The sequence below is a fragment of the Paractinoplanes globisporus DSM 43857 genome (genome assembly GCF_000379645.1).
GTDB lineage: Bacteria > Actinomycetota > Actinomycetes > Mycobacteriales > Micromonosporaceae > Actinoplanes > Actinoplanes globisporus.
In genome coordinates, this window is the sequence record NZ_KB903298.1 from 223,090 (window position 1) to 249,270 (window position 26,181).

Annotated in this window: 30 protein-coding genes; 15 read left to right on the forward strand and 15 right to left on the reverse strand. The window is 70.4% G+C overall.

Features of this window, described 5'->3' with window-relative positions:
• A complete protein-coding gene (locus A3CQ_RS0113025) occupies positions 1–936 on the forward strand; it encodes a cytochrome c biogenesis CcdA family protein (RefSeq protein WP_020511376.1) in 936 nt (311 codons plus the stop codon).
• Here A3CQ_RS0113025 and A3CQ_RS0113030 read toward each other — a convergent pair.
• Positions 911–1,156 carry a PspC domain-containing protein gene (locus A3CQ_RS0113030; protein WP_020511377.1) on the reverse strand — a complete coding sequence of 82 codons (246 nt, stop codon included), beginning with the start codon at positions 1,154–1,156 and terminating at the stop codon, positions 911–913. The two genes, A3CQ_RS0113025 and A3CQ_RS0113030, sit on opposite strands and share 26 nt — an antisense overlap.
• Before the next feature lie 137 nt (positions 1,157–1,293).
• On the opposite strand from A3CQ_RS0113030, the gene A3CQ_RS52645 reads away from it, so the two are divergent.
• Complete coding sequence (locus A3CQ_RS52645) at positions 1,294–1,524, forward strand: hypothetical protein (protein ID WP_020511378.1); 231 nt, start codon at positions 1,294–1,296, stop codon at positions 1,522–1,524.
• Positions 1,518–1,823 (forward strand): type II toxin-antitoxin system PemK/MazF family toxin, encoded by a 306-nt coding sequence (locus A3CQ_RS0113040; protein WP_020511379.1) that lies wholly within the window; start codon positions 1,518–1,520, stop codon positions 1,821–1,823. Before A3CQ_RS52645 ends, A3CQ_RS0113040 begins: the two co-directional genes overlap by 7 nt.
• 9 nt (positions 1,824–1,832) lie before the next feature.
• On the opposite strand, the gene A3CQ_RS0113045 is transcribed toward A3CQ_RS0113040, so the two are convergent.
• From A3CQ_RS0113045 to A3CQ_RS0113055, 3 genes are read right to left on the reverse strand one after another with little or no spacing between them, the layout of a single operon-like run.
• A complete protein-coding gene (locus A3CQ_RS0113045) occupies positions 1,833–2,066 on the reverse strand; it encodes a hypothetical protein (protein WP_020511380.1) in 234 nt (77 codons plus the stop codon).
• Positions 2,063–2,251 (reverse strand): hypothetical protein, encoded by a 189-nt coding sequence (locus A3CQ_RS0113050; protein WP_020511381.1) that lies wholly within the window; start codon positions 2,249–2,251, stop codon positions 2,063–2,065. The genes A3CQ_RS0113045 and A3CQ_RS0113050 overlap by 4 nt, the downstream gene beginning before the upstream one ends.
• A complete protein-coding gene (locus tag A3CQ_RS0113055; protein WP_020511382.1) occupies positions 2,238–2,426 on the reverse strand; it encodes a hypothetical protein in 189 nt (62 codons plus the stop codon). Before A3CQ_RS0113055 ends, A3CQ_RS0113050 begins: the two co-directional genes overlap by 14 nt.
• A 98-nt stretch (positions 2,427–2,524) precedes the next feature.
• On the opposite strand from A3CQ_RS0113055, the gene A3CQ_RS0113060 reads away from it, so the two are divergent.
• The 4 genes from A3CQ_RS0113060 to A3CQ_RS0113075 are packed head-to-tail and all read left to right on the forward strand — an operon-like array spanning position 2,525 to position 4,387.
• The gene (locus tag A3CQ_RS0113060; RefSeq protein ID WP_051115233.1) at positions 2,525–2,740 is read left to right on the forward strand and encodes a hypothetical protein; all 216 of its coding nucleotides are present in this window, start codon (positions 2,525–2,527) and stop codon (positions 2,738–2,740) included.
• 32 nt (positions 2,741–2,772) lie between these two features.
• Positions 2,773–3,654 carry a helix-turn-helix domain-containing protein gene (locus A3CQ_RS52650; RefSeq protein WP_040432263.1) on the forward strand — a complete coding sequence of 294 codons (882 nt, stop codon included), beginning with the start codon at positions 2,773–2,775 and terminating at the stop codon, positions 3,652–3,654.
• A gap of 2 nt (positions 3,655–3,656) precedes the next feature.
• On the forward strand, positions 3,657–4,022 hold the full coding sequence (locus A3CQ_RS0113070; protein WP_026205644.1) for an MmcQ/YjbR family DNA-binding protein: 366 nt from the start codon (positions 3,657–3,659) through the stop codon (positions 4,020–4,022).
• Positions 4,023–4,036: 14 nt separating this feature from the next.
• Positions 4,037–4,387 (forward strand): hypothetical protein, encoded by a 351-nt coding sequence (locus A3CQ_RS0113075; protein ID WP_020511386.1) that lies wholly within the window; start codon positions 4,037–4,039, stop codon positions 4,385–4,387.
• A 429-nt stretch (positions 4,388–4,816) separates the two neighbouring features.
• Here A3CQ_RS0113075 and A3CQ_RS0113080 read toward each other — a convergent pair whose 3' ends face one another.
• Positions 4,817–5,536 (reverse strand): PP2C family protein-serine/threonine phosphatase, encoded by a 720-nt coding sequence (locus tag A3CQ_RS0113080; RefSeq protein WP_020511387.1) that lies wholly within the window; start codon positions 5,534–5,536, stop codon positions 4,817–4,819.
• A 61-nt stretch (positions 5,537–5,597) separates the two neighbouring features.
• Between A3CQ_RS0113080 and A3CQ_RS0113085 the strand changes: the two genes are divergently transcribed.
• On the forward strand, positions 5,598–6,602 hold the full coding sequence (locus tag A3CQ_RS0113085; RefSeq protein WP_020511388.1) for a helix-turn-helix domain-containing protein: 1,005 nt from the start codon (positions 5,598–5,600) through the stop codon (positions 6,600–6,602).
• Positions 6,599–9,223, forward strand: coding sequence for a Tex family protein (locus A3CQ_RS0113090; RefSeq protein ID WP_026205645.1), 2,625 nt, complete (start codon positions 6,599–6,601; stop codon positions 9,221–9,223). Before A3CQ_RS0113085 ends, A3CQ_RS0113090 begins: the two co-directional genes overlap by 4 nt.
• Before the next feature lie 19 nt (positions 9,224–9,242).
• On the opposite strand, the gene A3CQ_RS0113095 is transcribed toward A3CQ_RS0113090, so the two are convergent.
• The gene (locus tag A3CQ_RS0113095) at positions 9,243–10,979 is read right to left on the reverse strand and encodes a serine/threonine protein kinase (protein ID WP_245577212.1); all 1,737 of its coding nucleotides are present in this window, start codon (positions 10,977–10,979) and stop codon (positions 9,243–9,245) included.
• Between the two features lie 73 nt (positions 10,980–11,052).
• Between A3CQ_RS0113095 and A3CQ_RS52655 the strand changes: the two genes are divergently transcribed.
• On the forward strand, positions 11,053–11,802 hold the full coding sequence (locus tag A3CQ_RS52655) for a nucleotidyltransferase domain-containing protein (RefSeq protein WP_040432355.1): 750 nt from the start codon (positions 11,053–11,055) through the stop codon (positions 11,800–11,802).
• On the opposite strand, the gene A3CQ_RS0113105 is transcribed toward A3CQ_RS52655, so the two are convergent.
• Complete coding sequence (locus tag A3CQ_RS0113105) at positions 11,778–12,644, reverse strand: glycoside hydrolase family 16 protein (RefSeq protein WP_020511391.1); 867 nt, start codon at positions 12,642–12,644, stop codon at positions 11,778–11,780. The genes A3CQ_RS52655 and A3CQ_RS0113105 overlap by 25 nt on opposite strands.
• Between A3CQ_RS0113105 and A3CQ_RS0113110 the strand changes: the two genes are divergently transcribed.
• Positions 12,637–13,176, forward strand: a complete 540-nt coding sequence (locus A3CQ_RS0113110) for a GNAT family N-acetyltransferase (protein ID WP_020511392.1) — start codon at positions 12,637–12,639, stop codon at positions 13,174–13,176. The two genes, A3CQ_RS0113105 and A3CQ_RS0113110, sit on opposite strands and share 8 nt — an antisense overlap.
• 18 nt (positions 13,177–13,194) lie before the next feature.
• On the forward strand, positions 13,195–13,491 hold the full coding sequence (locus A3CQ_RS0113115) for a hypothetical protein (protein WP_020511393.1): 297 nt from the start codon (positions 13,195–13,197) through the stop codon (positions 13,489–13,491).
• On the opposite strand, the gene A3CQ_RS0113120 is transcribed toward A3CQ_RS0113115, so the two are convergent.
• Positions 13,488–14,786, reverse strand: coding sequence for a M48 family metallopeptidase (locus A3CQ_RS0113120; protein WP_020511394.1), 1,299 nt, complete (start codon positions 14,784–14,786; stop codon positions 13,488–13,490). The two genes, A3CQ_RS0113115 and A3CQ_RS0113120, sit on opposite strands and share 4 nt — an antisense overlap.
• Positions 14,787–14,819: 33 nt before the next feature.
• On the opposite strand from A3CQ_RS0113120, the gene A3CQ_RS0113125 reads away from it, so the two are divergent.
• Complete coding sequence (locus tag A3CQ_RS0113125; RefSeq protein ID WP_020511395.1) at positions 14,820–15,377, forward strand: DUF4240 domain-containing protein; 558 nt, start codon at positions 14,820–14,822, stop codon at positions 15,375–15,377.
• On the opposite strand, the gene glgB is transcribed toward A3CQ_RS0113125, so the two are convergent.
• The 5 genes from glgB to A3CQ_RS0113150 all read right to left on the reverse strand — a co-directional run bounded on the left by glgB (position 15,378) and on the right by A3CQ_RS0113150 (position 23,625).
• Positions 15,378–17,489: a 1,4-alpha-glucan branching protein GlgB gene (gene glgB / locus A3CQ_RS0113130; protein WP_026205647.1), complete on the reverse strand. Its 2,112-nt coding sequence runs from the start codon at positions 17,487–17,489 to the stop codon at positions 15,378–15,380.
• A gap of 150 nt (positions 17,490–17,639) precedes the next feature.
• Positions 17,640–18,959, reverse strand: a complete 1,320-nt coding sequence (locus A3CQ_RS0113135) for a maltokinase N-terminal cap-like domain-containing protein (protein WP_020511397.1) — start codon at positions 18,957–18,959, stop codon at positions 17,640–17,642.
• Positions 18,956–20,713, reverse strand: a complete 1,758-nt coding sequence (gene treS, locus A3CQ_RS0113140; protein ID WP_020511398.1) for a maltose alpha-D-glucosyltransferase — start codon at positions 20,711–20,713, stop codon at positions 18,956–18,958. Before treS ends, A3CQ_RS0113135 begins: the two co-directional genes overlap by 4 nt.
• 36 nt (positions 20,714–20,749) lie before the next feature.
• A complete protein-coding gene (locus A3CQ_RS0113145) occupies positions 20,750–22,714 on the reverse strand; it encodes an alpha-1,4-glucan--maltose-1-phosphate maltosyltransferase (protein ID WP_020511399.1) in 1,965 nt (654 codons plus the stop codon).
• Between the two features lie 128 nt (positions 22,715–22,842).
• Positions 22,843–23,625, reverse strand: a complete 783-nt coding sequence (locus A3CQ_RS0113150; RefSeq protein WP_020511400.1) for a spermidine synthase — start codon at positions 23,623–23,625, stop codon at positions 22,843–22,845.
• Between the two features lie 94 nt (positions 23,626–23,719).
• Between A3CQ_RS0113150 and A3CQ_RS0113155 the strand changes: the two genes are divergently transcribed.
• The gene (locus A3CQ_RS0113155) at positions 23,720–24,292 is read left to right on the forward strand and encodes a hypothetical protein (RefSeq protein ID WP_020511401.1); all 573 of its coding nucleotides are present in this window, start codon (positions 23,720–23,722) and stop codon (positions 24,290–24,292) included.
• A 59-nt stretch (positions 24,293–24,351) separates the two neighbouring features.
• Here A3CQ_RS0113155 and A3CQ_RS0113160 read toward each other — a convergent pair whose 3' ends face one another.
• The gene (locus A3CQ_RS0113160) at positions 24,352–24,816 is read right to left on the reverse strand and encodes a PPOX class F420-dependent oxidoreductase (RefSeq protein WP_020511402.1); all 465 of its coding nucleotides are present in this window, start codon (positions 24,814–24,816) and stop codon (positions 24,352–24,354) included.
• Entirely contained in the window at positions 24,816–25,598 is a 783-nt protein-coding gene (ppgK, locus tag A3CQ_RS0113165) for a polyphosphate--glucose phosphotransferase (RefSeq protein WP_020511403.1), read from the reverse strand. The genes A3CQ_RS0113160 and ppgK overlap by 1 nt, the downstream gene beginning before the upstream one ends.
• Before the next feature lie 293 nt (positions 25,599–25,891).
• Between ppgK and A3CQ_RS0113170 the strand changes: the two genes are divergently transcribed.
• Positions 25,892–26,181 (forward strand): sigma-70 family RNA polymerase sigma factor (locus A3CQ_RS0113170; RefSeq protein WP_370657609.1); only part of this gene is annotated, 290 nt, incomplete at its 3' end.

The following is a 26,181-nucleotide window of genomic DNA, read 5'->3' on the forward strand; positions in this document are numbered from 1 at the left end:
GTGGCGGCCGGCGCCCTGCTCGCGCTGAGCGCCGGCATGCTCGGGGCGGTCAATCCCTGCGGTTTCGCGCTGCTGCCCGCGTACCTCTCGGTCCTGATCTCCTCGAATCCGGCCGAGCCGGGCCGGGCGGTCGCGCGGGCGCTGCGGTGCACCCTGGCGCTGACCGTGGGTTACGTCGCCGTGTTCGGCGCCTTCGGGCTCGCGCTCACGCCCATTGCCGGCGCGATCCAGCCGCATCTGCCGTGGGTCACCGTGGCCTTCGGCCTCGCCCTGGCCGGGCTCGGCGGGTGGCTCGCTCTGGGCGGCGCGCTTCCGGCATTTCCGTCCGTACGCGCGCCCGAGCTGACCGGTTCGGCCTGGTCGATGGTGCTGTTCGGCATGGCGTACGCGATCGCGTCGCTGGGCTGCGCGGTCGGGCCGTTCCTGGCTCTGGTCGTCTCCAGCCTGCGCGCCGGATCGATCGGCGACGGCCTGCTGCTGTACGTCTCCTACGCCGCCGGGATGGGCCTGGTGGTCGGCGTGACGGCCGTCGCGGTCGCCCTGCTGCGGGTCTCGCTGGTGGCACGGGCCCGGCGCTTCCTGGGCCTCGTGCCCCGTCTCGGCGGAGCGATCCTGCTGCTGTCCGGCCTGTACGTCGCCTACTACGGCTGGTACGAGCTGCGACTGGCCCGCGATCTGCGGTACGCGGGCCACGATCCGGTGGTCGCTTTTGCGGGGCGGATGCAGCAGTGGCTCGCCGGGCTCGTGGAAGCCGTTGGCGCTCTCCCCTTCGCGCTGCTTCTCGCCGTACTCGTGCTGGGGTCTTGTGGTCTTGGTCTTGGTTTTGGTTTTGGGCGGCGGGCCCGGGTGCTGCCGCCGGACGAACCGGCGGCAGCCGGGCCCACATCACCGCTCCGTGCTGGGCTTACGCTCAGACGGCGGGCGGGTACGCGGTGACGTAGGCGGGCTTCTCCGAGGGCATCAGGATCCACAGGATCGGGTAGACCAGGATCTGACTGCCCGGAATGGCCAGCAGGATCAGGACGAACAGCAGCCGGGCGATCCACGGGTCGAGCCCGAAGCGCCGCGCCAGCCCGGCGCAGACGCCGCCGAGCATGCGACCCTCCCGCGGCCGGACCAGGCCCTGACGGCTCATCGAGTCGTGCACCGAGTTCATGGGGTTCTCGCTTTCTTTCTCCGAAGCGGTTGCTGTGGTGATTCAAGAGTCGCCGCTCGCGCGCCCCGGCAACATCGGGATCTGCCCTGAGCGGCCCCTGATCCGCAAACCCTTAGACCTATCGGTAGGATGAAAGTATGACCGTCAAACTCAGCATCAGCGTCCCCGACGACGTGGCGGCATACCTGCAGAGCAGCGGAAACGCCTCGGCCGCCGTCACCTCGGCCGTCCGGCGGATCCTCCCGGAGGCCCGGCGGGCCCGCCAGCGCGCCGCGGCCCGCGACTTCGGCGAGTTCCTGCGCCGGTCCGGCTCGTGCCCCGACGCCTCGGCCTCGAACGAGATCGCGCTGCGGGGCACCCGATGGTGAGGCGCGGGCAGGTCTGGTCGTTCGTCCAGGGCGCCGACCTGCATCACGTCCTGGTGATCAGCAACGACGAGTACAACGCGATCCCGTCCCTGGCGATCTGGGCCTTGGCCATCACGCGCGACCAGCGCCCGCTCGGCGTCCACCTGTGCGGCGACGACCCGCTGGCCGGGGGATCGGTGAGCATCCCGAGCCTGGTGCAGATCCTCGACCGGGGCGCGCTGAAGGAAAACCTGGGCTACGTGGCGCCCGGCACGATGAACGCCGTCGAGGACGCCCTGCGCGAGTTTCTCGAGCTCTGACGGCCGCTGTCACCGCACTCTCCGGAGCCGGCGCCGCCGGACGGCCACCGCGATACGGAGCGCCGGCCACAGCCGCAGCCGCCGGGAGGAGTCGGCGGCAGCAAGCACCTCTGCCAACGCCGGTCGCTCGTCCGGCTTGACCAGCGCGATGACCAGGACGAGGGGCAGGACGGCGGCCACCACCTCGACGACCACGACCAGGATCAGGGTCGCCAGCACGGCGCACACCACGGCCGCGTTCATCGCACGACGACGGCGACGACGGCGAAGACAAGGCTCGCGCCCACGGCCAGGCCGATGCCCGCCACGGCCGCCGCGACCCGGACCACCGCCTCCATCGCCACCAGGACTTCACGGGCGAGCCGGAGGGCGAGCAAGGCGCAGCAACCGGCCAGCGAGGCGTAGAGCAGGGATTCACTCGGCAGCATGACGGACCTCCTCGAGGGTGTCGCTCGTGGCGACGTCCGCGGCGTAGAGCGCGGGTTCATCGATCCTGATGTGGGCCCTACCGCTGAATATGCACGCGAAATTCTGGTCTTGCAACCAGAATTCAGGTGATGCGCCTTCGTACTTGCGCATGCCGCTGCACCAGATCAGAATCATCGTGCATGTGTCTGCAAGGTCTGCCCTCCTTGCAGGCAGGTGTGGCAATATTCGCCCCCAGCAGAAATCGACCGTGGCGGATAGGGCAACCTAATATCATGACTGAACCTGACAATTCCTCTCTTAGGGTGTTGGCCACCTGCACGGGTGGCACTTGCCCAACGATCTTCGCGACCGACCAGGGCACGATCCTCGTGCAGGGGTACCCGGTCGGTGCCGAGGCCGCCGGCGTGTCCGTGCCGAGCGGCGAGCAGCTCGTGGAGATCCCGCACGACCTGCTGGTCCGCGCGGCGCGCGCGGCGGGCATCGCTTGATCAGAGGTACGTGAGGGAGGCCGGTGTCCACAATGTCCGAGGAATCCGGCCTCCCCGCTCTCTCCGGCGCGACGGAGGAAGTCGGTTCGCTGCTGCGGGCTCATCGTGAGCGCTTGGGGTGGACGGGTGGCGTACTTGCCGCGCGGGTGGGGTGGAGCCAGGCGAAGATCTCCCGCGTCGAGACCGGCCGCACGGCCGTGACGCCCGCCGATGTCCGTCTGCTGGCGGACGGCCTGGGCCTGGAGGCGCCGGAGACGGAGCGACTGGTGCGGCTCGCGGGCCGGCGCGCCGGGCGGCCGCCCGCACCGAGGCGGCGCCGCGATCAGCCCGGTGTGACCCGGAAACAGGACGAAGTCGGCCGGGCCGAACTGTCCAGCCGTGAGGTCCGCGTGTTCCAGCCCACGGTCGTGCCCGGTCTCCTGCAGACGTCCGGCTACGCCGAGGCTGTCATGCGAACACCGCTCCGACTCTTCGGATTGTTCGGAACGGCCGGCCCCGAGGCGGAGTTGATGTCGGCGGTCGCGGGCCGTCTCCGGCGGCAGCAGATCCTCAAGCACGCCGACAAGCGCTTCCACTTCCTGATGACGGAATCCGTCCTGGTCAACAGGTTGGTGAGTCCCGAGGACATGCTGGCGCAGATCCGCCGGATCCGGGAGATCTCCGGCCAGGACAACGTGTCCATCCGGATCATCCCGGCCGACGCCGCTCTCCGGGTCGCCCCGAACAACTCGTTCGAGCTGCTGGACCATGACCTGCTGATGTTCGACCTGTTCCACGAGCTGGTGACCTCCCGGGCGGCTGCCGAGGTGGAGCTCTATCACGAGCTGTTCGGCATGTTGACCGAGGCCTCCGTGGACGAGATCGACAAGATCCTCGACAAGTACGCGCAGATCTACCGCGCGGCACTGGGGTAGCCGTGTCGATCGAGGAGCGGGTGCGGGGGATCTGCCTGGGACTGCCCGAGGTCGAGGAGCGGGACAGCCACGGGTCGCCGGCTTACTTCGTACGGGGGAAGCGGGGGTTTGTTCATTTGATGGTCGATGGGCATCACGGGGACGGGTTTCCGCAGCTGTGGTGTGCGGCGGGGCCCGGGGTGCAGGCGGAGCTGATCGCGGCGGATCCGGCGCGGTTCTTCCGGCCGCCCTATGTGGGGCATCGGGGGTGGCTGGCAGTGCGGCTCGACCGGGATCCGGACTGGGACGAGATCGCCGAGGTGTGCACGGACGCCTACCGGGCCATCGCTCCGAAGGGGCTGCTCCGGAAGCTCGATGGTGGACAGTAGGGTAGAAAAAGCATGTGAAGAAGCCGTCGAAGCGCCTGGTCACGATAATCGCGATCGCCGCGCTCATCATCATCGCGATCATGGTGAGCAAGTCCCGCGACCGTAATCAGGAGAGTGGGCTCGATGCGGCGGGCAAGCAGGCCTGTGACGACTTCGCGGCGGGTTATGGCAAGGCCGATACGAAGACTGAGCGGCTGGCGCTGGCGGACAAGGTGACGGCTTCGTCGGGCAAGACCGACAACAAGAACATCCAGCAGCGGGCGGCCGAGATGGGCAACGCGGCCGGCGCGGGCGGCTCGGCGTGGAAGACGGCCGCCGACAACCTCACGGCGGCGTGCAAGAGCGCCGGGTGGGTCGCGCCCTAGACGCGCCCGGGCTGCGTGCTGGGTACAGGCTGCGTGCTGGGCGCAGGCTGCGTGCTGGGCGCAGGCCACTGGCCCGCCGCTCGGCACGGGCCGGCCGCAGGCTCGGCGCTCGCCTCCGGCCAGCCGGGCGCTCGGCGCCCAGCGCCTGGCTCGTTCCAGCGCCTCGACAACGGCCGCCAGCGCGGCGCGCCAGTGGTCGCGCTGGGCCTCGCGCTCGGCGGGCCGGTCAGGCGCGTTCGACCGCCAAGCCTGAACCACCACCACCGCACGCGTCCGCCGAGCCGCCAGGGGGTTGATGCCACCGCCGGGCTCAGATGCCGTTGAAGGCCGACCGGCCGCACACGGTAGGCAAGAGCGCCCGACGCGCGCGATTCGCGGGGCGGAGGTGCCACGACGGGCCCGGCGGCGGGAAGCGCGGGCGGGCTGGGGCTAGGCCTCGGCTACGTCGGCGACTATGACCGTGACGTTGTCGGGGGCGCCGTTTTCCAGGGTTCGGTGTACCAGCTCGGCGGCGGCGGTTTTGCGGTCGGGGTTGGTGAGCAGAGTTTGCAGGATCACGCTGTCCTCCACATAGTCGGACAGTCCGTCGCTGCACAGCAGGAAACGGTCGCCGGGGGCGACCGGGACCATGCGGCCCGCCGGGCGGAAGGGGCCGCCCTGGACGGCCTGGGTGACCAGGGCTCGCTGGGGGTGGCGGCGGGCGTCGTCGGGGGTCAGCACGCCCTGGTCGACCAGGGCCTGCACGTACGTGTCGTCCTTGGTGATCTGGGTCAGCTCGTTGTCGCGGACCAGATAGCACCTCGAGTCGCCGACGTTGAGGGCCGCCACCCGGTCGCCGGAGAGCAACAGCGCGGTGACGGTGGTGCCCATGCCGTCGCGGGCGTCGTCGTCGGCGATGGCCGCCTCGATGCGCTCGTTCGCGGTCTGGAGGGCGGCGATCAAGTCTTGCAGCGGCTCGCCGGTGTCGGGCATCTCGTCGACGACGCCGAGCGCGCGGACCAAGATGTCGCTGGCCAACTCGCCGGCGGGGAGGCCGCCCATGCCGTCCGCGACCACGAGGAGGCGGTTGCCGACGAAAACCGCGTCTTCGTTGTTGGACCTTACGAGTCCCTGGTCGGTGGCGGCGACCGCCCGGACAACAAGCGTCATGTGACAAGACTGCCAAAGGGCTGAGGAGATGTCTCTAGTACCTCCTACGTAGTGTGTGTTGATGATGGCGATGCCGATGGTGGGGCGGGCGCCCGCGGTGGCGGAGTTGCGGCGGGCGTGGGCCCACGTGCGCGACCACCGACAGTCGATCACGGCGGTCGTCACCGGTGCCGCGGGAACTGGGAAAAGTGCCCTGGTGGCGGCCGTTCTGCGGGGGATCGAAACGACGAACGTGCTCGCCGGGACCGCCCGTGTGCACTCCCCGGCGCCCTATGACTGGCTCGCGGCGGTTCTGGCCGGTTGTGACTCGACGGGACTGGACGTGCCCGTCGACGCGCTCTCCTGGCTCAAACAGGACCCGGATGTCCCCCGTGAGCGGTACACTCCCGACGCTCTGCTGCGGATCGCGGTCACGACCGTTCGTGCTCTTGTCGGCGGTGCTCCCGCCGTACTCGTGGTCGAGGATCTTCATGCTCTTGACCCGGCCAGCCTGAACCTGGTCGCGGAGCTCGCCACGACGGACCTGCCCGCTCTTCTCCTGGTGACCAGCCAGCCGGCCGGGGCCGCGGTCTCGCCTCAGCTAACCGAGCGCACGCTCGCGCGCCTCACCGGACGACCCGGCGCCGTGCGACGCCATCTGAGCGGTCTGCTGCCGGCTCAGATCGGCGAGATCCTCCAGCACGTGTACGGAGGGGAAGCGTCCTCGCCCGAGCTGGCCGAGGCCGTGTGGCGGCGCACCGAGGGCAATCCATATCGATTGAGCGAACTTCTGGCCATTGAGGGTTCGAATGTTTTGACCATTCGCAGCGATGACGCGGATCTGACCGCCCGCGAGCGCGAGGTGCTCGGCCTGCTCGCCGAGGGGATGTCGAACAAGCAGATCGCCGCCGCGCTGGGCATATCGGTGCGGACCGTGACGGTCCACGTGTCTAACCTTCTGCGCAAGACGGGGGCCTCGTCGCGTACCGAAGCGGCCCTGTGGGCGCTCTCCGGACGCCGCGCGGGTGATCATCAAGCGGGGTGGCGCGACAACCGCCGAGCGGCTCGTACACAATCGTCGGCGTGACGACAGCTATCCATCAGCGCATCGCCTCGGAGCTCGGGGTCAGGGAAGGCCAGGTCACCGCGGCGGTCGATCTGCTCGACGGCGGGGCCACGGTGCCGTTCATCGCCCGCTACCGCAAGGAGGTGACCGGAACCCTCGACGACACGCAGCTGCGTACGCTCGAGGAGCGCCTGGGCTACCTTCGCGAGCTCGAGGAGCGCCGGGCCGCGGTGCTGGAGTCGATCCGCTCGCAGGGCAAGCTCGACGACGCGCTCGAGCAGGCGATCCTCGCCGCCGACTCGAAGGCGCGCCTCGAGGACATCTACCTGCCGTACAAGCCGAAGCGGCGGACCCGGGCGCAGATCGCCCGCGAGGCCGGCCTCGAGCCGCTCGCCGACCAGCTGCTCGGTGACCCCACCCTGGACCCGCGCGCGACTGCCGCGGCGTTCGTCGACGCCGACAAGGGCGTGGCCGACGATGCGGCCGCTCTGGACGGTGCGCGGGCGATCCTCATCGAGCGTTTCGCGGAGGACGCCGACCTCATCGGTGACCTGCGGGAGCAGATGTGGACCCGCGGGCGGCTGGTGGCCAAGGTGCGCGACGGCAAGCAGACCGAGGGCGCGAAGTTCGCCGATTACTTCGACTTCGCCGAGCCGTACGGGAAATTGCCCTCGCACCGGATCCTGGCGATGTTCCGCGGTGAGAAGGAGGACTTCCTCGACCTCACCATGGAACCGCACCCGGAGGAGGACGAGGGCTACTTCGAGGCGCGCATCGCCGGCCGGAACAACATCTCCGACCAGGGCCGGGCCGGTGACCGCTGGCTGGTCGACACGGTCCGCTGGGCCTGGCGCACCCGGATCCTCATCCACCTCGGCGCCGACCTGCGGGTCCGGCTGTGGCAGGCGGCCGAGGACGAGGCGGTGCGGGTCTTCGCGGCGAACCTGCGCGACCTGCTGCTGGCCGCCCCGGCCGGCACCCGCGCCACGATGGGGCTCGACCCGGGCTTCCGCACCGGCGTGAAGGTGGCCGTGGTCGACGCGACCGGCAAGGTGGTCGCGACCGACACGATCTATCCGCACGTGCCGCAGAACAAGTGGGACGAGTCGATCCACCGGCTCGCGGCGCTGGCCTCGGTGCACAAGGTCGACCTGATCGCGATCGGCAACGGCACGGCCTCGCGGGAGACCGACAAGCTGGCCGCCGAGCTGATCAAACGGCACCCCGAGGCCAAGCTGACCAAGGTGATGGTGTCGGAGGCTGGCGCGTCGGTTTACAGCGCCTCGGCGTACGCGGCCCAGGAGCTTCCGGGAATGGACGTGTCGCTGCGCGGCGCGGTCTCGATCGCCCGCCGGCTCCAGGACCCGCTGGCCGAGCTCGTGAAGATCGACCCACGCTCGATCGGCGTCGGGCAGTACCAGCACGACCTGGCCGAGTCGAAGCTCTCCAAGTCGCTGGACGCGGTCGTGGAGGACTGCGTGAACGCGGTGGGCGTGGACGTCAACACGGCCTCGGCGCCGCTGCTGACCCGGGTCTCCGGCATCGGGGCGGGCCTGGCCGAGAACATCGTGCTGCACCGGGACGCGAACGGGCCGTTCAAGACCCGCAGCGACATCAAGAAGGTGGCTCGGCTCGGGCCGAAGGCGTTCGAGCAGTGCGCGGGCTTCCTGCGGATCCTGGACGGGGACGACCCGCTGGACGCCTCCGCGGTGCACCCGGAGTCGTACCCGGTGGTCCGCACGATCCTGGCCAGCGCCAAGGCGGACATCAAGACGCTGATCGGGAACTCGCCGCTGCTGCGGGCGCTGCGGCCGGAGCAGTTCGTGACCGACGCTTTCGGCCTGCCGACCGTCACGGACATCCTCAAGGAGCTGGACAAGCCGGGGCGGGACCCGCGGCCGGAGTTCACGACCGCGACGTTCGCCGAGGGGGTCGAGAAGATCGCCGACCTCAAGCCGGGGATGGTTCTCGAGGGCGTGGTGACCAATGTGGCCGCGTTCGGCGCGTTCGTCGACGTCGGCGTGCACCAGGACGGGCTGGTCCACGTTTCCGCTCTCTCCAACAATTTCGTGAAAGATCCGCGCGACATCGTCAAATCAGGCGATGTCGTGAAAGTTCGCGTTGTCGAGGTGGATGAGGCGCGAAAGCGGATTTCGCTCACCATGCGGCTCACCGACGAGCCGGCGCAGCGGCGACCCCGCGAGGACGGCCGGCCGGGCCAGCAGAGGCAGGGCGGCGGCCCCGGCGGCGGTGGCAGTGGCTCCGGCGGTGGCAGTGGCTCCGGCGGCCAGCGTGGCGGCGATCAGCGTGGCGGCGGCCAGCGTGGGGACCAGCGCGGCGGGTCCGGTGGTGAGCAGCGCGGCGGTTCCGGTGGCGACGAACGAGGTGGGTCCTCCGGCGGCGGGCAGCGCAGCGATCAGCGCGGTGGGTCCGGTGGCGGCCAGCGCGGCGACCAGCGCGGCGGATCCGGCAGCGGGCAGCGCGGCGGATCCGGCGGCGGCCAGCGACAGGGCGGCGGCCAGCGCGGCGGCTCCGGCGGCGGCCAGCGTGGCGATCAGCGCGGCGGCCAGCGCCAGCAGCAGGGCCCGGTCAACGACGAGATGGCCGCGGCGCTCCGCCGGGCCGGCCTGATCAAGGACTGACCACGCGGCGGGGCCTGCCTCAGGGCAGGCCCCAGATCCGCACGTTGCTGAAGGCCACCTCGTACGGCCCGGCCTGCGGCACCCCGCCGTCGGTGTAGACGCCCAGCGCCACCCGCCCGCCGGTGATCTCGGGATCGTTCAGCGGCACCGTGCCGACGAGCACCCCGTCGCGCTCCAGCCGCAGCTCCCCGCCGACCGCCTCCAGCCCGATCCGAGCCGGGTCACCCCCGACGACCAGCGGCTGGTCGAGCGGGAACGACCGGATCGTGGTCACGCCCTGCGACTTGTGCGTGCCCACCGAGATCTTGTTGCCACAGAGCCGGATCAGGTAGCCCTTCCACGGCGCGAACCGGAACCAGACCCCGGCGCAGCTGTTCGCCGTCAGCAGGCGCACGCTCACCTCGGCCCGGAAATCGGCCGGCACGTCGTCGTCCGGTCCCGCGCAGCGGTACAGCCCCTTCTGGGCGCGGCGGGCCACCAGCGCGCCGTTCTCGAAGGTGCAGTCCGCCTGCTCGGCCGGGAGCGACTTGGGCTGCCAGTAGCGCGGATGGCTCAGGTCGTCCTGGATGATCAGGCTCTCGCCGGCCGAGGCGCCGTCGCTCGGCAGCGGGCCCACCGCGTCGGCCGGGTTGCCCGGGCGGCTCAGCATCACCATCACCGCCCCGGCCACCACCGCGAGCACCAAGAGCGCCACCGCCACCGGCAGGAACCAGCGGCGGCCCGGCTCGGGCGGGGGCGGCCCGGCCAGCGGCGGCGGCATCTCCGAGATCGGCACCGTGACGATCGAGTCCTCGTCGTACCCGACCCGGGGACCGGGGGTCACCCCGGTGACCGCCTGCGCCTCCTCGGCCGCCGCGAGCAGGTCGGGCTGCCCGGCCAGCGCGGCCGCCGCCTGGGTCGGGCCGGAGAGCAGCAGGTCGAGCAGTTCGCGGGCGCTCGGCCGGTTGGCCGGGTCCTTCTCGAGGGCGTGGCCGACCAGGTCGCGCAGCTGGCCGCTCAGGCCGGAGAGGTCGGGCGGCTGGGTGAGGATCCGGGCCGCGGTGGCCGGCGGGGAGTCGGCGGCGAAGGGGGTACGGCCGGTTCCCGCGTACGCCACGACGCCGCCCCACGCGAAGACGTCCGCGGCGGGGGTGAGCTGCGCGTCCGCGTCGCCGAACCGCTCGGGCGACATGTACGCCACCGTGCCCACCATCTGGCCGATCGCGGTGTTGCCCGAGGTGGCCTCCATGGCCCGGGCGATGCCGAAGTCGATCACCTTGGGGCTGCCCGGCGCGAGCAGCACGTTGCGCGGCTTGAGATCGCGGTGGATCACCCCGGCGCCGTGGATCGCGGTCAGCGCCGTGGCCACCCCGATCGCGACACTGTGCAGGTTGGCCGAGGTGAGCGGGCCGCGTTCCTCGACGACGTGGGCGAGCGTGGGGCCGTCCACGTACTCGACCACCAGGTACGGACGGTCGTGGTCGGGGTCGGCGTCGAGCACCTCGGCCGTGCAGAACGGCGGCACCTGACGGGCCCGGGCGACCTCGCTGCGGAACCGGCGGCGGAACTCGTCGTCGGGGCCGAGGTCGGCGCGGATCACCTTGATCGCGACCAGCACCTCGCCGGGCGTGCGGGCCAGATAGACGGTGCCCATCCCGCCCTCGCCGAGGCGGCCCACGATCACATAGTCGCCGAGAGCTCGCGGATCGTGCGGCAGCAGCGGCTGCGTGCGCTCCCCGAGCATCGTCGTCCCCGTTCCCCCCGAAACTTGGCTCACTCTATCTGCCGAAGTCATCGACGTTGTAGACCCTCCCGGCGCGTTGTGCCCGAACCGCGTCATGCTGGTGCGCATGGACGAACGCCTCTCGGTCGTGCCCGTCGTGCCACGCTTCGCCGCCGCGATCCGGGAGGTGGCCGGCGTGACCGCCTTCTATGCGGGCGGTTCGATCGGCTCGGGCGACTATCGGCCCGGCATCAGCGACCTCGACCTGGTCGCGGTGATCGGCGGGCCACTGACAAGATCAAACCGAGACCGATTGCGTACGCTCCATCGCACGCTCGGCGTCGCCAAGCTGCACTGTGCCTACGTACCATCAAATGATATTTCGGATATTTCGCGGAAGCACGTCACCTGGGCGCACGAGCAGTTGTTCCGGCGTCCCCTCAGTGGCATCTCCCGGGCCGAGCTCCACCAGTTCGGCGTGACCGTCTACGGCCCGCCGCCGGGGGAGTTGGTGCCGCCGGTCGACCGCGGCGCGCTGGCCGAGGCGGCCCGGGTCGAGCTGCGCGGTTACTGGACCGGCGCGGTGCGGCGGCCCCGGGTGTGGCGCACCGACCTGCACGTCGACCTCGGCCTCACCACCGTCTCCCGGGCCGACGTGACCATTGCCGAGGGTCGCCTGATCACCAAGCGCGAGGCGATCGACCGGCTGCCGTCGCTCGGCGTACCGGATGATCTGACCAGCGAGATCCGCCGCCGCCGGGCGGGGGAGACGGTCGTGCTCTCCGAGCCGCGGATCGCCGCGCGGGCGGCGCTGGTCCGCGGCATCATGCGCGAGCAGCTGAAACGGCTGCTTCAGCCGCCGGCGCCGGATTTGTAGGAGTACATCCGCACCCAGTCGGTGTGCATGACGACCTTGGCCGGGGTGCCGGAGTTGCGGCACTCGACGAACTGGTCGCAGCCCTGGTCGAGCTGAATCGCCAGGTGCATCTTCGACGTGCTCGGCACCAGCCCCAGCGCCGCCGTGCGGTCGTCGAGCCCGACCGTCCACTGCTTGACGCCGTCGAGGTAGAAGGTGACGTGGTCGGGCGTCCAGTCGGCGCTCATCACGTGCCACTTGGTGAAGTCGGCGATCGTGGTGTGCCCGAGCCGGTCGTTGTTCGCGTGGTTGTGCACGAAGCTGTTCGCGTACGCCCGGGCGCCGCGGTTCACCTCGGCGATGTCGATCTCCCCGTCGTCCGGCCACTTCTCGCTCTGCGGCCACAGCAGCGCGATCGCCGAGTAGCCGGCGCCGCGGTCCACCCGGAAGCAGACGTCCACGTGCGCGTACATGAGATTGACGTCGCCGGAGAGCCCGCCCGAGACGTCCTTGCCGTCGGGCCCGAAACCGCCGGTGATCTTCAGCTCGCCACCGGAGACCGCGACCCGGGACGAGTCGCGCGGCGGCGTGCCGCCCGGGGAGTCGTAGACCGACCATTTGCTCGCGTCCAGCCGGGTGCCGCTGAAGTCGTCGGAGAACGCGAGCGGACCCCACCCGGCCGGTGCGGTGGGCTTCCGGCAGCGCGCGTTCGCGCCGGCGGCCGTCGTCGTGGCGGCCACCTCCGGCTCGCTGCTGCCGGTGACGGCCCACTGCGGGGTGCCCGCGTCATCGGCGCAGGCGCCCAGCAGAAGGCAGACGGCCAGGGAAAGGCCCGCCCGCCCGTATCCTCGTCGGATGCTCATCACCACGGATCGGCTCCTGCTGCGTCGCTTCCGGGCCGCCGATGCCCCGGTGCTGGCCGAGTACCGGTCGGACCCCGACGTCGCCCGCTACCAGTCGTGGGACGCGCCGTTCCCGCTGCTGAGGGCCGAGACGGCGGTGGCCAACTTCATGGCCTCCGACCCCGACAAGCCCGGCTGGTTCCAGTACGCGATCGAGCGTATCGCCGACAAAGCACTCATCGGGGACGTAGCCGTACATTTGCATGACAACCTGCAGCAGGCCGAGATCGGCTTCACCCTCGCGACGGCCCATCAGAAGCAGGGGTACGCCGCGGAGGCCGTCCGTGGCGTCCTGGACCGGCTGTTCCGCCTCCAGGGCCTGCACAAGGTGGCCGGCGAGTGCGACGCCCGCAATCTCCCGTCGGCCGCCCTGATGCGGCGTCTCGGCTTCACCCAGGAGGGCCACCTGCGCGAGCAGACCTTCATCAAGGGCGAATGGACCGACGATCTGATCTTCGGTCTCTTGGCCACCGAGTGGTTGAAAGATGAGTAAAAATCCTATTATGGGGTGATGCAGGAGCCGGTGGCCCTCGTCCAGGACTGGGCCGACCACGATGCCGAGGCGGGCGCCGCGGTGGCCGCCGCCTACGCCGAGGCGGCCGAGGCGCTCGACCGTGACCCCGGCGGCGCCGAGCGCATCCTCCGCGGCTTCGTCCGCCGCCTGAACGCGCTCCAGAGCGAGGACGACTACCTCATCGAGCACGACCGCCACGAGGACGCCGAGGAGGCCTACTTCCTGCTGACCGCACGCACCGGAGCCGACCTGGACGAGGCCCGCGAATGGTTCGACGACGAGCGCGACTTCTAGAGGTCGTCGGGGCGGGCCTTCAGCATCGTGCGGTGCAGGGCCTCGGCGTACGGGCGGATCTCTTTCTCCAAGGCCTCGGCCTCGCCGTCGCTGAGCACCACGAGGGCCTCCATGGCGGGCTGCGCGGCCAGCCACTGGTGACGGCGCCCGGCGGCCGGATGGGCGGAAAGCAGCGACGCGTTCGTCCGGATCGAGAGCTGCCGCCACGCGGTCACCGCCTCACGCTCCCGCACCGTCCGCAGCATTCGCCGCCAGGTCGCCGCCGCCTCGCCCTTGGGCACGTAGTGCTGCAGGAATCCCGGCAGCTTGGGCAGGATCGCCAGCAGGTCGAGCAGCCGCAGCGCCGCCGCCGACCCCGCCGCCTCCGCCGCCATCGCGTCGGCGCGTAACTCCACCGTCCGATCGTCCCGCGACGCCGCCCGGTTGATCCCGAGATGGGCGGTGAACAGCAGCAGCGAGACCGCGCCGGCGACAAGCTGCCAGGCCACGAGGCCGACGGCGAGGAACGGGTTGAGTCCGAGCTCGGGCGCCACCAGCATCGGCGGCCGGATCGCCCGGGACACCTGGCCGAACATCGTGCGGGCCGGGGACGTGAGCACGAGCCGGCGGGTGTCGGCGTACTTGAGGTGGCCCATCTCGTGGCCGACGAGCGCGACGACCTCCTGCGGGGCGAGCGTCAGCAGCAGCGGTACGCCGAGGACCAGCGCGCGCCGCGGCCGGGGCCCGATCGCGACGACCGACGCGTTCCAGCCGAAATCGAACAGCAGCACGTCGGGGCGGGGCGCGCCGAGTCCGTCCGCGATCCGGTCGATCACCAGGAACATGGTGGGCGCGTCGGCCCGCGCGACCCGGTACGAGGAGGTGAGCAGCCGCTTGAGCCGGGTGAACCGCGGCCGCAGCAACAGCGCGATCACCAGCAGAACCAGGCCGCCGGCGATCGGCCCGGGCGCGCCGCCGAAGACGACCAGCCACAGCCCGCCGACGAGCAGGGCCACCAGCAGCAGCATCAGTACAGCCGAGACGGCCACGAGGAACCGGTGGACGCCGGCACCGACCGAGGAGAGCTCGGCCGACTCGACCAGCTCCCGATGCGAGGCGAACCCGGCCCGGCGGTCGGAGCGGGCCATCCGCCGCGCGAACCAGCTCAGCCGGGGGTCGTCCGCTGCGTGCTCGAGGTTCCACTCGCAGGCGCCGCACCAGGGCGCGGCGTCCGGGTCGGTGGTGTCCGGGCTGGCGGTGAGCGCGGTCTCGCAGGAGGGGCAGAGGTTGCCCTCGATCGTCGGCACGGCGGACATCTTGTCATTACCTTGGTGTGCTGTAGTGCCCGAGTGGATCTCGAAGAGTTCTGGGCGCTGATCGAGCGCAGCGGGCGGGAGACGGCCGACCCCGAGGAGCGCACCGACCGCCTCATCGACGAGCTGGCGGGCTACGAGCCCGGCGACATCGTCGACTTTCAGTTGCACGTGGACGCGCTGCGGGAGCGGGTCGACACCAACCGGGTGTGGGGCGCGGCCTGGCTGATCTGCGGCGGGCTGTGCGACGACGACGGCTTCTGGTACTTCCAGGCGTGGCTGATCGGGCAGGGGCGGGCGGTCTTCGAGGCGGTGGCCGCCGACCCGGACGCGCTCGCCGACGTGCCGGTCGTGCGGGAGCTGGCCGGGCGGGACAGCGCCGACTGGGCCGAGGCGGAGTGGCCCGACTGGGAGAGCCTCGACGACGTGGCCGAGGACGCGTACGAGGAGGCCACCGACGGCGACCTCGAGCGCGTCCTGCTGGACCGCGGGCACGACTTCCGGCTGTCCCCGCGGCCCTCGGATCCCGGCTGGGACTTCGAGGACGACGAGGAGATGGAGAGGCGTTACCCGCGGCTCACGAAGATCTTCTGACTAGCCCTGGTAGCGGAGCCAGACCGCGCCGAGGGGCGGGACGCGCAGCGCCACCGAGGCGTTGAGCCCGTGCCAGGGCAGCTCCTCGGCCGTCACCTCGCCGAGGTTGCCGACGCCCGACCCGCCGTACAGCTCGGAATCGGTGTTGATGACCTCGGCCCAGCGGCCGGCCCGCGGCAGGCCGATGCGGTAGTTCTCGTGCGGGATGGCCGCGAAGTTCACGATGCACGCCATCGGATCACCGTTCGGCGCGAAGCGGATGAACGAGAACGTGTTGTGCTGGGAGTCCTCGCTGGTGATCCAGCGGAAGCCGGACGGCGACGTGTCCTGCGTCCACATCGCGGGGGTCTCCCGGTACACCCGGTTGAGGTCCTTGACCAGGGTCTGCACGCCGCCGAACTGCGGGTCGGCCAGGTGCGCCCAGTCGAGGCCGCGCTCCTCGCTCCACTCCTGCAGGTCGGCCATCTCGCTGCCCATGAACAGCAGCTGCTTGCCGGTGAAGGCCCACATGAAGCCGAGCAGCGCCCGCGTGTTCGCCAGTTTCTGCCACAGGTCGCCGGGCATCTTGCCGGTCAGCGAGCCCTTGCCGTGCACGACCTCGTCGTGGCTGATCGGCAGGATGTAGTTCTCGCTCCAGGCGTAGACCGTCGCGAAGGTCATCTGGTGGTGGTGCCACTGGCGGTAGATCGGCTCCTTGGTCATGTAGGTCAAGGTGTCGTTCATCCAGCCCATGTTCCACTTGAAGCCGAAGCCGAGGCCGCCGAGGTGGGTCGGGCGGGTGACGCCGGGCCAGGCCGTGGACTCCTCGGCGATCGTGATCACGCCGGGGTTGTCCTTGTAGACGGTCGCGTTCATCTCCTGCAGGAAGCTGATCGCGTCGAGGTTCTCCCGGCCCCCGTACTGGTTGGGGGTCCACTCGCCGTCCTTGCGGGAGTAGTCGAGGTAGAGCATCGAGGCGACCGCGTCGACCCGCAACCCGTCGGCGTGGAACTCCTCGCACCAGTACAGCGCGTTGGCGACCAGGAAGTTGCGCACCTCCTTGCGGCCGAAGTCGAAGACGTACGTGCCCCAGTCGGGGTGCTCGCCGCGCCGCCAGTCGCCGTGCTCGTACAGCGGGGTGCCGTCGAAGCGGGCGAGGGCCCACTCGTCCTTGGGGAAGTGCGCCGGCACCCAGTCGAGGATCACGCCGATCCCGGCCTGGTGCAATTTGTCGACCAGGTACCGGAATTCGTCGGGATTTCCGAAACGGGAGGTAGGGGCGAAATATCCGGTCACCTGGTAGCCCCACGAGCCGCCGAACGGATGCTCCATGACCGGCATGAGCTCGACGTGCGTGAAGCCCATCTCGACGACGTAATCCACCAGCTGAGAGGCCAGGTCGCGGTACGAGAGGCCCGGCCTCCACGAGCCGAGGTGCACCTCGTACGCGCTCATCGGCTCCCGATGCCACTGCTTCGACGCCCGGGCCTGCATCCAGGCGGAATCGGACCAGTCATAGGACGACTCGAACACCACGGACGCCGTCGCCGGCGGCACCTCGGTGTGCTGGGCGAGGGGATCGGCGTGCTCCCGCCACACCCCGTCCCGCCCGAGGATCTTGAACTTGTACTTGGAGCCGGGGTGCGCGTCCGGCACGTACAGCTCCCAGACGCCGCTCGAGCCCAGCGACCGCATCGGCCACCCGTCGTACGGCCCCCAGCCGACGAAGTCGCCGACCACCTGCACGCCCCGCGCGCTCGGCGCCCACACCGCGAAGCCGACCCCGGTGGCGGCGCCCCGCGGCTGCGCGCCCAGCACCTTCCACAGCTTCTCGTGCCGGCCCTCGCCGATCAGGTGCAGGTCGAGATCGCCCAGCGTGGGGAGGTGACGGTACGGGTCGTCGACCACCGTCCCGTCCACGTCGAGCCGGTAGTCGAGCACCGTCCCGGGCAGCTCGGCCGCGAAGATGCCGGCGTCGTGCACCTTGATCATCTCGGTCCGCTCGTCGCCGGCGACCACCGCCACCTTCTCGGCGCCCTTGCGCAGCGTGCGGACGACCGTGACCCCGCCCGCCGGGTGGGCGCCGAGGATCGCGTGCGGATCGTGCGTGTCGCCGGCCGCCACGCCGTTCATGGCGCGCTTGTCGGCGGCGAGCGAGGAGGCGGGGTGGCCGATCACGGGAATGGCTCCTTCGTTGCGACTGGCGTTGCGATTGGCCTTGCGACTGGCGTTGCGACTGGCGTTGCGATTGGCCTTGCGACTGGCGTTGGGGCTGGGAAGACGCTAGGAAACAGCGACCAGCCGGGCGATGGACCGCAGCGGGATCCGCAGCCATCCGGGCCGGTGCCGGGCTTCGTACGCGGCCTCGTAGACCGCCTTGTCCAGTTCGTACGCGGCCAGCAGCGCCGATTGCGAGCGCGGGTCGGTGCCGGACGCGTGCGCGTACCCGTCGCAGAATGCCGCCCGGTTGCGGTCGACCCATTCCCGCGCCCGGGCCGCCAGGTGCTCGTCGTCGTCCGAGTCGACCAGCAGCTGGTAGGCCGCATACTCGTAGCTGCGCAGCACGCCGGCCACATCACGCAGGGGTGAATCCGGCAGGCGGCGCTCGTCGAGCGGAACCCCCGGCTCGCCCTCGAAGTCGATCAAAAGCCACGCCTCGGGCGTACGCAGCACCTGCCCGAGATGCAGGTCGCCGTGGATGCGCTGGACCGTGACCGTCTCGCCGGCCAGCGAGCGGAACCTCTGCTCGATCGTCGGCACGTACTGCTGGATCTCGCTGACCGCGTTCGCGTTGTGCCGCAGCCGGGCCAGTATCGCGTCCAGCGGGAACGGCGCCGGGCCCGCCCCGAGCTCGTCGGCCAGGTCGGCGTGCACCGACGCGACCGCCTCGCCCAGGCGGTACGACTCGCCCTGGAAGTCGCCGCCCACCTCGTCGGCGGCCATCTCGGCGTCGGCGAACAGGTCGCGCGCCGACGCCGTGGCCATCGCCCAGCCCTCGGCCGAGTTCGCCGCGTACGCCGTCACCATGCCCAGCGGGGCCGGCTCGCCGCCCTCGGTCGTCTCGAACGAGCCGAGCAGCCGCGCCACGTGCGGGTTCCCGCGCCGGCCGAGCACCCGGTTCAGCTCGACGTCCGGGTTGATGCCGGTGGCGACCCGGCGGAAGACCTTGAGGATCGCCTCCTGGCCGAAGATCACGCTGGTGTTGCTCTGCTCGGAGTCGAAGACCCGCGGGTACGCGTCCTCGCCCGGGAACTCGGCGCCCGGCTCCGGCTCGAACACCACGTCGCCGTGCGTGCCGCCGGCCGCGACCAGGGACAGCAGGTAGCGCGCGGCGCCCTGGTCGTAGAGCGCGTCGTAGCCCGTGTTGTTGCCGACGGCGCCGATCGTGGCGACGCCGCTGAACTCGGCGATCGGCCCGTTGTCCCAGGCCACGATCACCTGGTACCGCTCGGAGCTGCCGTCGGTGTACTCGACGTCGACGAGCACCAGGTCGATGTTGTCGCCGAGCCGGGTCGACGACGCCTCCTTGACGGACGACAGCGTGCGGGCCTTGCCGGCGTACCAGCGTTGCTGCGGGAGCCACTCGGCGAAGGGCAGCGTCATTGCTTCTCCTCGGACCTGCACAGCTGGAACCAGTAGAAGCCGTGCCCGGGGAGGGTCAACAGGTACGGCAGCTGGCCGACGCGCGGGAAGTTCACGTGCCCGGTCAGCTCGACCGGCGTGTACCCGTTCCAGTGCTGCAGGTTGAGCTCGATCGGTTGCGGGAAGCGCGACAGGTTGTTCACGCAGAGCACCACGTCGTCGCCGTTCTCGCGCAGGTAGGCGAGCACCGACGGGTTCGACCCGCCGAGCTCGCGGAACGTGCCGACGGCGAACGCTTCGTGGCGGCGTCGCACGGCGAGCATCGTACGCGTCCAGTTCAGCAGCGACGTCGAGCTGTCGCGCTGCGCCTCCACATTGACCGCCTGGTAGCCGTACACCGGGTCCTGGTTGGCGGGAAGGTAGAGACGGCCGGGGTTCGCGGTGGAGAAGCCGGCGTTGCGGTCGGGCGTCCACTGCATCGGGGTGCGCACCCCGTCGCGGTCGCCGAGCCAGATGTTGTCGCCCATGCCGATCTCGTCGCCGTAGTACAGGACGGGCGAGCCGGGCAGCGACAGCAGCAGCGCGGTGAACAGCTCGATCTGGTTGCGGTCGTTCTCCAGCAGGGGCGCCAGCCGCCGGCGGATGCCGACGTTGGCTTTCATCCGCGGGTCCTTGGCGTACTCGGAGTACATGTAGTCGCGCTCTTCGTCGGTGACCATCTCGAGCGTGAGCTCGTCGTGGTTGCGCAGGAAGATGCCCCACTGGCAGTTGTCCGGGATGGCCGGCGTCTGCGCCATGATCTCTGAGATCGGGAAACGCGACTCACGGCGTACCGCCATGAAGATGCGCGGCATCAGCGGGAAGTGGAAGGCCATGTGGCACTCGTCGCCACCCGAGCGGGGGTCGCCGAAGTACTCCACCACGTCGGCCGGCCACTGGTTGGCCTCGGCCAGCAGCACCCGGCCCGGGAACTCGTCGTCGATCACCTTGCGGCAGTGCTTGAGGAAAGCGTGCGTCTCCGGGAGGTTCTCCCCGTTCGTGCCCTCGCGCTCGTAGAGATAGGGCACGGCGTCCAGCCGGAAACCGTCGATGCCGAGGTCGAGCCAGAACCGCAGGACGTCGAGCATCGCCTCCTGCACGGCCGGGTTGTCGTAGTTGAGGTCGGGCTGGTGGGAGAAGAACCGGTGCCAGAAGAACTGCCGGCGCACCGGGTCGAACGTCCAGTTGGACTCCTCGGTGTCCACGAAGATCACCCGGGCGTCCTGGTACTTCTCGCTGGTGTCGCTCCATACATAGAAATCGCCGTACGGCCCGTCGGGGTCACGGCGTGACTCCTGGAACCACGCGTGCTGGTCACTCGTGTGGTTCATGACGAGGTCGGTGATCACCCGGATGCCGCGCTTGTGGGCCGCGTCGAGCAGCGCCACGAAGTCGTCGACCGTGCCGAACTCGGGCAGCACCTTGTAGAAGTCACGGATGTCGTAGCCGCCGTCGCGCAGCGGGGAGTCGTAGAACGGCGGCAGCCAGAGGCAGTCGACGCCGAGCCATTGCAGATAGTCGAGCCGCTCGATCAGGCCGCGCAGGTCGCCCGCGCCGTCCGTGCCGGAGTCGTAGAACGCCCGGACCAGTACCTCGTAGAAGACCGCCCGCTGAAACCACGTGGCGTCGGCGGGCAGCGAACGCGCGTGGCCGAAGTCCTCCGCGGTGGGATGCTCGACCACACCGTCCTCGACGTGGCTGCCCTCAGTCGGGTCGTGATCTTCAATCAGGTCCATCGAGAGTCCCACCTACCCCACCCGCAGGTTCTTGAATCAACGTTGTTGCAGCACGAAGACGTGCGCGGGCTCGACGTACGGGTCGATGCGGACCGCGTTGTGCTGGCCCCACTCGTACGTCGCGCCGCTTATCTGGTCGACCACCGTGAACCGCTCGTGCCAGTCCATCCCGAGTTCCGGCATGTTGAGCGTGGTGTTGCCCCACTGCACGTTGCTGGCGTCGAACGAGACCACCGTGAGCACGGTGTTGCCCGTGTCGGGGTCGCGCTTGGAGAAGCACAGCAGCGCGCCGTTGTCGACCTCGTGGAAGCGCAGGTTGCGCAGCCAGTGCAGGGCCGGGTTGGCGGCCCGGATCCGGTTGAGCCGGGTGATGTACGGCGCCAGCGACCGCCCGGTGCGCTCGGCCTCCGCCCAGTCCCGCGGTTTCAGCTCGTACTTCTCGTTGTCGAGGTACTCCTCGGAGCCGGGGCGGGCGACGTGCTCGAACAGCTCGTAGCCCGAGTACATGCCCCAGGACGGCGAGAGCATGCTCGCCAGCACCGCGCGGATCTTGAACATCGGCGGGCCGCCGTGCTGCAGCGACTCGTGCAGGATGTCGGGGGTGTTGGGCCAGAAGTTGGGCCGCATCCAGTCCAGCGACTCCAGCAGCTGTCCCATGTACTCCCGCATCTCCCAGGCCGAGGTGCGCCAGGTGAAGTACGTGTACGACTGGGTGAAGCCGATCTTGCCGAGGCCGTTCATCATGGCCGGCCGGGTGAACGCCTCGGCCAGGAACAGCACGTCCGGGTCGGTCTCCTTCACCTTGGGGATCAGCCACTGCCAGAAGTTGACCGCCTTGGTGTGCGGGTTGTCCACGCGGAAGATCTTGACGCCCTGCTCCACCCAGTGCATGACCACGCGGTAGACCTCGTCGCGCAGCGTCCGGTAGTCGTTGTCCCAGTTGATCGGGTAGATGTCCTGGTACTTCTTGGGCGGGTTCTCGGCGTACGCGATGGTGCCGTCGGCCTTGGTGGTGAAGAACTGCGGATGGGACTTCACCCAGGGGTGGTCGGGCGCGACCTGCAGGGCCAGGTCGAGCGCGACCTCCATGCCGTTCTCCTCGGCGGCGCGCAGGAACGCGCGGAAGTCGTCGAGGGTGCCCAGCTCGGGATGGATCGCGTCGTGACCGCCCTCGTCGGAGCCGATCGCCCACGGGGAGCCGACGTCGCCGGGGCGGGCGACCAGCGTGTTGTTGCGGCCCTTGCGGTTGACCCGGCCGATCGGGTGGATCGGCGGCAGGTAGAGCACGTCGAAGCCCATCGCGGCGACCGCGGGGATGCGCTCGGCGGCGGTGGCGAAGGTGCCGTGCCGGACCGGGAGCACGTCGGGGCCGATCTCGGCGCCCTCCGACCGGGGGAAGAACTCGTACCACGCCGAGTAGAGCGCGCGCGGGCGATCGACCCAGATCGCGTACGACCGGGTCGTGGTCACCTGGTGGCGGACCGGGTTGTGCCAGAGCAGATCTTCCAGATCGAGGCCGGGGGAGACCCGGGCGAACAGCGACATCTGCTCGTCGCGCAGGGCCGCGGCGGCCGCCCGCACCCGCTCCTCGTGGTCGTGCGGCACGATCTTGGTGGCCAGGTCGAGCACCTCGGCGCCCTCGGCCAGGTCGTTGGCGAGGTCCTCCAGGCCCTGACCGGCGCCGATCTTCTTCACCACGGCGTCGCGCCAGGTCCGGTAGGGATCGTCGAAGGCCTCCACCGTGAACGTCCAGCGGCCGACCCGATCGGGCCGGATCACGCCGTGCCAGCGGTCGAGGCCGGGCTCGCCCGGCTGTAGGCGGGTGAACGGCTCGGACTCGCCCTCGGGCCCGCGCCATACCACGTTCACGCCGAGGGCGTGGTGTCCTTCGCGATAGGACGTCGCGGAGACCGGCACGAGCTCGCCGACGACCGCTTTCGCGGGGTATCGGCCACAGGACACCGACGGGGTCACGTCCTCGATGGGAAAACGACCGGTCATGATCTCCACCGTAGTCAGGCGAGCGGGGGCAGGCGCGGCGAACCAGGACCGCCGTCAGGGCATACTTCACCGGGGCGGAGGCACCGCACACGGCGGCGAGCCGTGCTTCCCAACCTACCGGAGAGCGCTCAGCGGGGCTCGTCCAGGAGCGGTCGTGCGCCTCCCATGAAAATTGACAGATCGTCCCCGCGTATCACGCGCTCAGTTTTCCGCGCTTCGATCATCGGCACGTTACCGGCCAGCAAAATCACGTTTCCCACCCGTAGTCCCCGCAGCACCTCGGCGTTGCCGTAGAGCGTCAGTTCATCGAAGGCGGAGCGGGTCGTGGCGACCTGGATCCGGGTGTGGGCGAGCGGCGGGACGTCCGTCAAATTCATCGCCAGTAAACCGTCCGGATGAAGGGCGCGGCGGGCGGCAACGGCGAATCCCTCCGCGGCGACGCTGGCCGGCATCGCCGCGCCCACGAAAACGTCCGAAATGATCAGACCGAAACTCGCCGGCTCGGCGGCCTCCAATTCCTCGCGCGCGTCCCCGAGGCGTACCTCGATCTCGCCCGGAAACGGCAGGACCCGCGACACGAGCGCCAGGATCTCCGGGTCACGCTCCACCACCACCTGGGAAAACCCGGGCCGCGTGTGGTGCAGCAGGCGGGCGAGCGTCAGCCCGCCGCCACCCAGATGCAAGACCTTTTCCCGTACGCGGTGAGGGGCCCACAACCGCAGGACCGCGCCGAGTTGCTTCTCGTAGGGGAACTCCAGGTGCCCGGGATCGGCCAGGTCGACGTACGACTGGGGCACGCCGTTCACCAGCAACGTCCAGCCCTGCGGCCGCTCCGGGTCGGGCCGCAGCTCGGCCAGGCCGGAGGTCACGAGCGTGCGCAGGGGAGCGCGTCGGTTGCCGTGCGGTCCCATCCCGGTAACGCTACTCAAGTCCGGTTCCACCCCGGCCGAGGTGTACCTCTGACGCGGCTCGAAGCTGCCGCGCCCGACTTTGGAGGAGCACCCGGTGGCCGGACCGTCTGTCGAGCTCTCGCCCGTGATCGCGGCCAGCACGCACTGGCTGTCCCGGGCCTACCCCGCGGGCAGCCCCGACACGATCGCGCACACGCTGTCGGAGCTGCAGGCCCGCCAGGCCGTGACGGTCGCCGCGTGGCTGCGCTACCCGACCGAGATCGACGCGGCCCTGGTCGCGATCGCCGGCCCGGGCGGCTCCGCGGTCCTCGACTGGCGGGCCGGCAGCGAGCCCGACGACGACGAGGCCGAGGAGGAGGGCTGGCGTACCTGGGTCGACGAGGTCGTGGTGAGCTGGGCGGCCTGCCTGCTGGCCGACCCGATGCTGGCCCGGCGCGGCGTCGACGCGGTGGCCGCGGCCGTCCCTGCCGACGACGGCCGTCCCCGGCCCTACCCGCGGCGGGCCGGCGGCCTGCCCAGCGAGTTCCGGCGCCTGCTCAACCCCGACCAGCGCGACCGCGAGGCGGCCGTGCTGCTCCGCCACCCGGACCTGTTGGAACCGGTAGCCGAGCTGCACCGCGACACGCTCCTGTACCTACTGGACGCCGAGCAGGAGATTGCTGCCTGATGGACGAGGACGGCCGGTGCCCCAGGTCCGAGGGGCGCCGGCCGTTCGTCGTTTCGTGCTCAGTCGGCCAGGCGAGCCGGGAAGCCGCCCGTCGCGATCGGGCCCCAGCGCTCGATCGTCACGCGGATCAGGGATTTGCCCTGGTCACGCATGGCCTGGCGGTACTCGTCCCAGTCGGGGTGCTCGCCGGAGATGACGCGGAAGTACTCCACCAGGGGCTCGATCGCCTCGGGCAGGTCGAGCACCTCGGCGACGCCGTCGACCTGGACCCACGCGCCGCCGAAATCCTCGGAGAGCACGAGGACGCTCACCCGCGGGTCGCGGCGCACGTTCATCGCCTTGGCCCGCTCGGGGTAGGTGGAGATGACGATGCGGCCCTCGGTGTCGACGCCGCACGTGTTCGGCGAGGCCTGGGGGCGGCCGTCCCGGCGGGTCGTCATGAGGATCGCGTGGTGGCGCGGCCGGAGGAACTCCAGCAGCTCCGCCCGGTCGACGGTCGTGTTGGTGGCGATGGTGCGCGGCATCAGCGGCTCGCCGTCGCGGCGTTGGTCTGGATCGCGCCGAGATCGCCCGACGCCTGCTCGGCGGTGACCGCCGCGCCGATACAGCCGGCGTTGTTGAGCAGCGTCGCCGGGACCATGGGCGTGCGGATGTCGATCAGCGGGAAGAACCGGTCGGACTTCTTGCTGACCCCGCCGCCGATGATGAACAGCCGCGGGGACAGCAGCATCTCGACATGACGCAGGTATGCCTCGACCCGGCCGGCCCATTTCTCCCAGCTCATCTCCTCGACCTCGCGGGCCCGGTCGGAGGCGCGCAGCTCGGCGTCCTTCCCGTCGAGCTCGAGGTGGCCCAGCTCGGTGTTCGGGATGAGGACGCCGTCGAGGAACAGCGCGCTTCCGATGCCGGTGCCGAAGGTGAGCATCATGATCAGCCCGCGCTGGTCGCGGCCCGCGCCGAACGCCACCTCGGCCACCCCGGCCGCGTCGGCGTCGTTGAGGACCGTGACCGGCTTGCCGAGCCGCTCGCCGAACAGCTTTGCCGCCGGCGCGTCGAGCCACGACTTGTCGACGTTCGCCGCGGTGCGGGTCACGCCGTCGACCACCACACCCGGGAAGGTGATGCCGACCCGGTCGAAGTCGTCGAACTGGCCGGCGACCTCGGCCACCGCCTCGACGACGCTGGTCACGTCGCTGGGCTGCGGCGTGGGCACCCGGTAACGCTCGGCGAGAAGCTCGCCGCGCACCGTGTCGATCGGTGCGCCTTTCACCCCGGAGCCGCCGATGTCGATGCCGAGAGTGGCCATCTCTGTTTCCCGTCTCCTGGTTCGCATGTGTTTCCCGCTGTTTACCACGTGGGGGCGACATCGAATCCTGCCCGGGTCACCCTCACCGCGCGCGGATCGGCCGTTCGACGTGAATGACTCATACTTTCGGCTAGTGCAGGGTAGGCTTTCTGGTTAACGTGGAATCACTGAACGGTCGCCGCGTGCGGGCACGGCTCTCTGCCCGCTGATGGAGGACCATCATGATCCAGACCTATGCCGGGCCGGTGCCCACGCAACACACGGTGGCGGAGAGTGCCACCGAGCTGCTGACCATGCTCGCCGCGACGCCGTCCGGGCACCCGTCCCGGGCGCAGCTGCGCGACAGCGCGATCGAGGCCTGGCTGCCCCTGGCCCGCCACCTCGCCAACCGCTACTCCGGCCGCGGCGAACCCACCGACGACCTCATCCAAACCGCCACCGTCGGCCTCATCAAAGCCGTCGACAAATTCGACCCCGACCGCGGCGTCGACTTCGCCGGCTACGCCATCCCCACCATCATCGGCGAAATCAAACGCCACTTCCGCGACCGCACCTGGAGCGTCCGCGTCCCCCGCCGCCTCCA

Bases quoted from the DNA above. Each gene is read 5' to 3' on its own strand.
- A3CQ_RS0113030 (WP_020511377.1), bottom strand. From the start codon at position 1,156: ATGAACTCGGTGCACGACTCGATGAGCCGTCAGGGCCTGGTCCGGCCG.
- A3CQ_RS52645 (WP_020511378.1), top strand. From the start codon at position 1,294: ATGACCGTCAAACTCAGCATCAGCGTCCCCGACGACGTGGCGGCATAC.
- A3CQ_RS0113040 (WP_020511379.1), top strand. From the start codon at position 1,518: ATGGTGAGGCGCGGGCAGGTCTGGTCGTTCGTCCAGGGCGCCGACCTG.
- A3CQ_RS0113045 (WP_020511380.1), bottom strand. From the start codon at position 2,066: ATGAACGCGGCCGTGGTGTGCGCCGTGCTGGCGACCCTGATCCTGGTC.
- A3CQ_RS0113050 (WP_020511381.1), bottom strand. From the start codon at position 2,251: ATGCTGCCGAGTGAATCCCTGCTCTACGCCTCGCTGGCCGGTTGCTGC.
- A3CQ_RS0113055 (WP_020511382.1), bottom strand. From the start codon at position 2,426: ATGATTCTGATCTGGTGCAGCGGCATGCGCAAGTACGAAGGCGCATCA.
- A3CQ_RS0113060 (WP_051115233.1), top strand. From the start codon at position 2,525: ATGACTGAACCTGACAATTCCTCTCTTAGGGTGTTGGCCACCTGCACG.
- A3CQ_RS52650 (WP_040432263.1), top strand. From the start codon at position 2,773: ATGTCCGAGGAATCCGGCCTCCCCGCTCTCTCCGGCGCGACGGAGGAA.
- A3CQ_RS0113080 (WP_020511387.1), bottom strand. From the start codon at position 5,536: ATGACGCTTGTTGTCCGGGCGGTCGCCGCCACCGACCAGGGACTCGTA.
- A3CQ_RS0113085 (WP_020511388.1), top strand. From the start codon at position 5,598: ATGATGGCGATGCCGATGGTGGGGCGGGCGCCCGCGGTGGCGGAGTTG.
- A3CQ_RS52655 (WP_040432355.1), top strand. From the start codon at position 11,053: ATGGACGAACGCCTCTCGGTCGTGCCCGTCGTGCCACGCTTCGCCGCC.
- A3CQ_RS0113110 (WP_020511392.1), top strand. From the start codon at position 12,637: ATGCTCATCACCACGGATCGGCTCCTGCTGCGTCGCTTCCGGGCCGCC.
- A3CQ_RS0113105 (WP_020511391.1), bottom strand. From the start codon at position 12,644: ATGAGCATCCGACGAGGATACGGGCGGGCGGGCCTTTCCCTGGCCGTC.
- A3CQ_RS0113115 (WP_020511393.1), top strand. From the start codon at position 13,195: ATGCAGGAGCCGGTGGCCCTCGTCCAGGACTGGGCCGACCACGATGCC.
- A3CQ_RS0113120 (WP_020511394.1), bottom strand. From the start codon at position 14,786: ATGTCCGCCGTGCCGACGATCGAGGGCAACCTCTGCCCCTCCTGCGAG.
- glgB (WP_026205647.1), bottom strand. From the start codon at position 17,489: ATGAACGGCGTGGCGGCCGGCGACACGCACGATCCGCACGCGATCCTC.
- A3CQ_RS0113135 (WP_020511397.1), bottom strand. From the start codon at position 18,959: ATGACGCTGCCCTTCGCCGAGTGGCTCCCGCAGCAACGCTGGTACGCC.
- treS (WP_020511398.1), bottom strand. From the start codon at position 20,713: ATGGACCTGATTGAAGATCACGACCCGACTGAGGGCAGCCACGTCGAG.
- A3CQ_RS0113145 (WP_020511399.1), bottom strand. From the start codon at position 22,714: ATGACCGGTCGTTTTCCCATCGAGGACGTGACCCCGTCGGTGTCCTGT.
- A3CQ_RS0113150 (WP_020511400.1), bottom strand. From the start codon at position 23,625: ATGGGACCGCACGGCAACCGACGCGCTCCCCTGCGCACGCTCGTGACC.
- A3CQ_RS0113160 (WP_020511402.1), bottom strand. From the start codon at position 24,816: ATGCCGCGCACCATCGCCACCAACACGACCGTCGACCGGGCGGAGCTG.
- ppgK (WP_020511403.1), bottom strand. From the start codon at position 25,598: ATGGCCACTCTCGGCATCGACATCGGCGGCTCCGGGGTGAAAGGCGCA.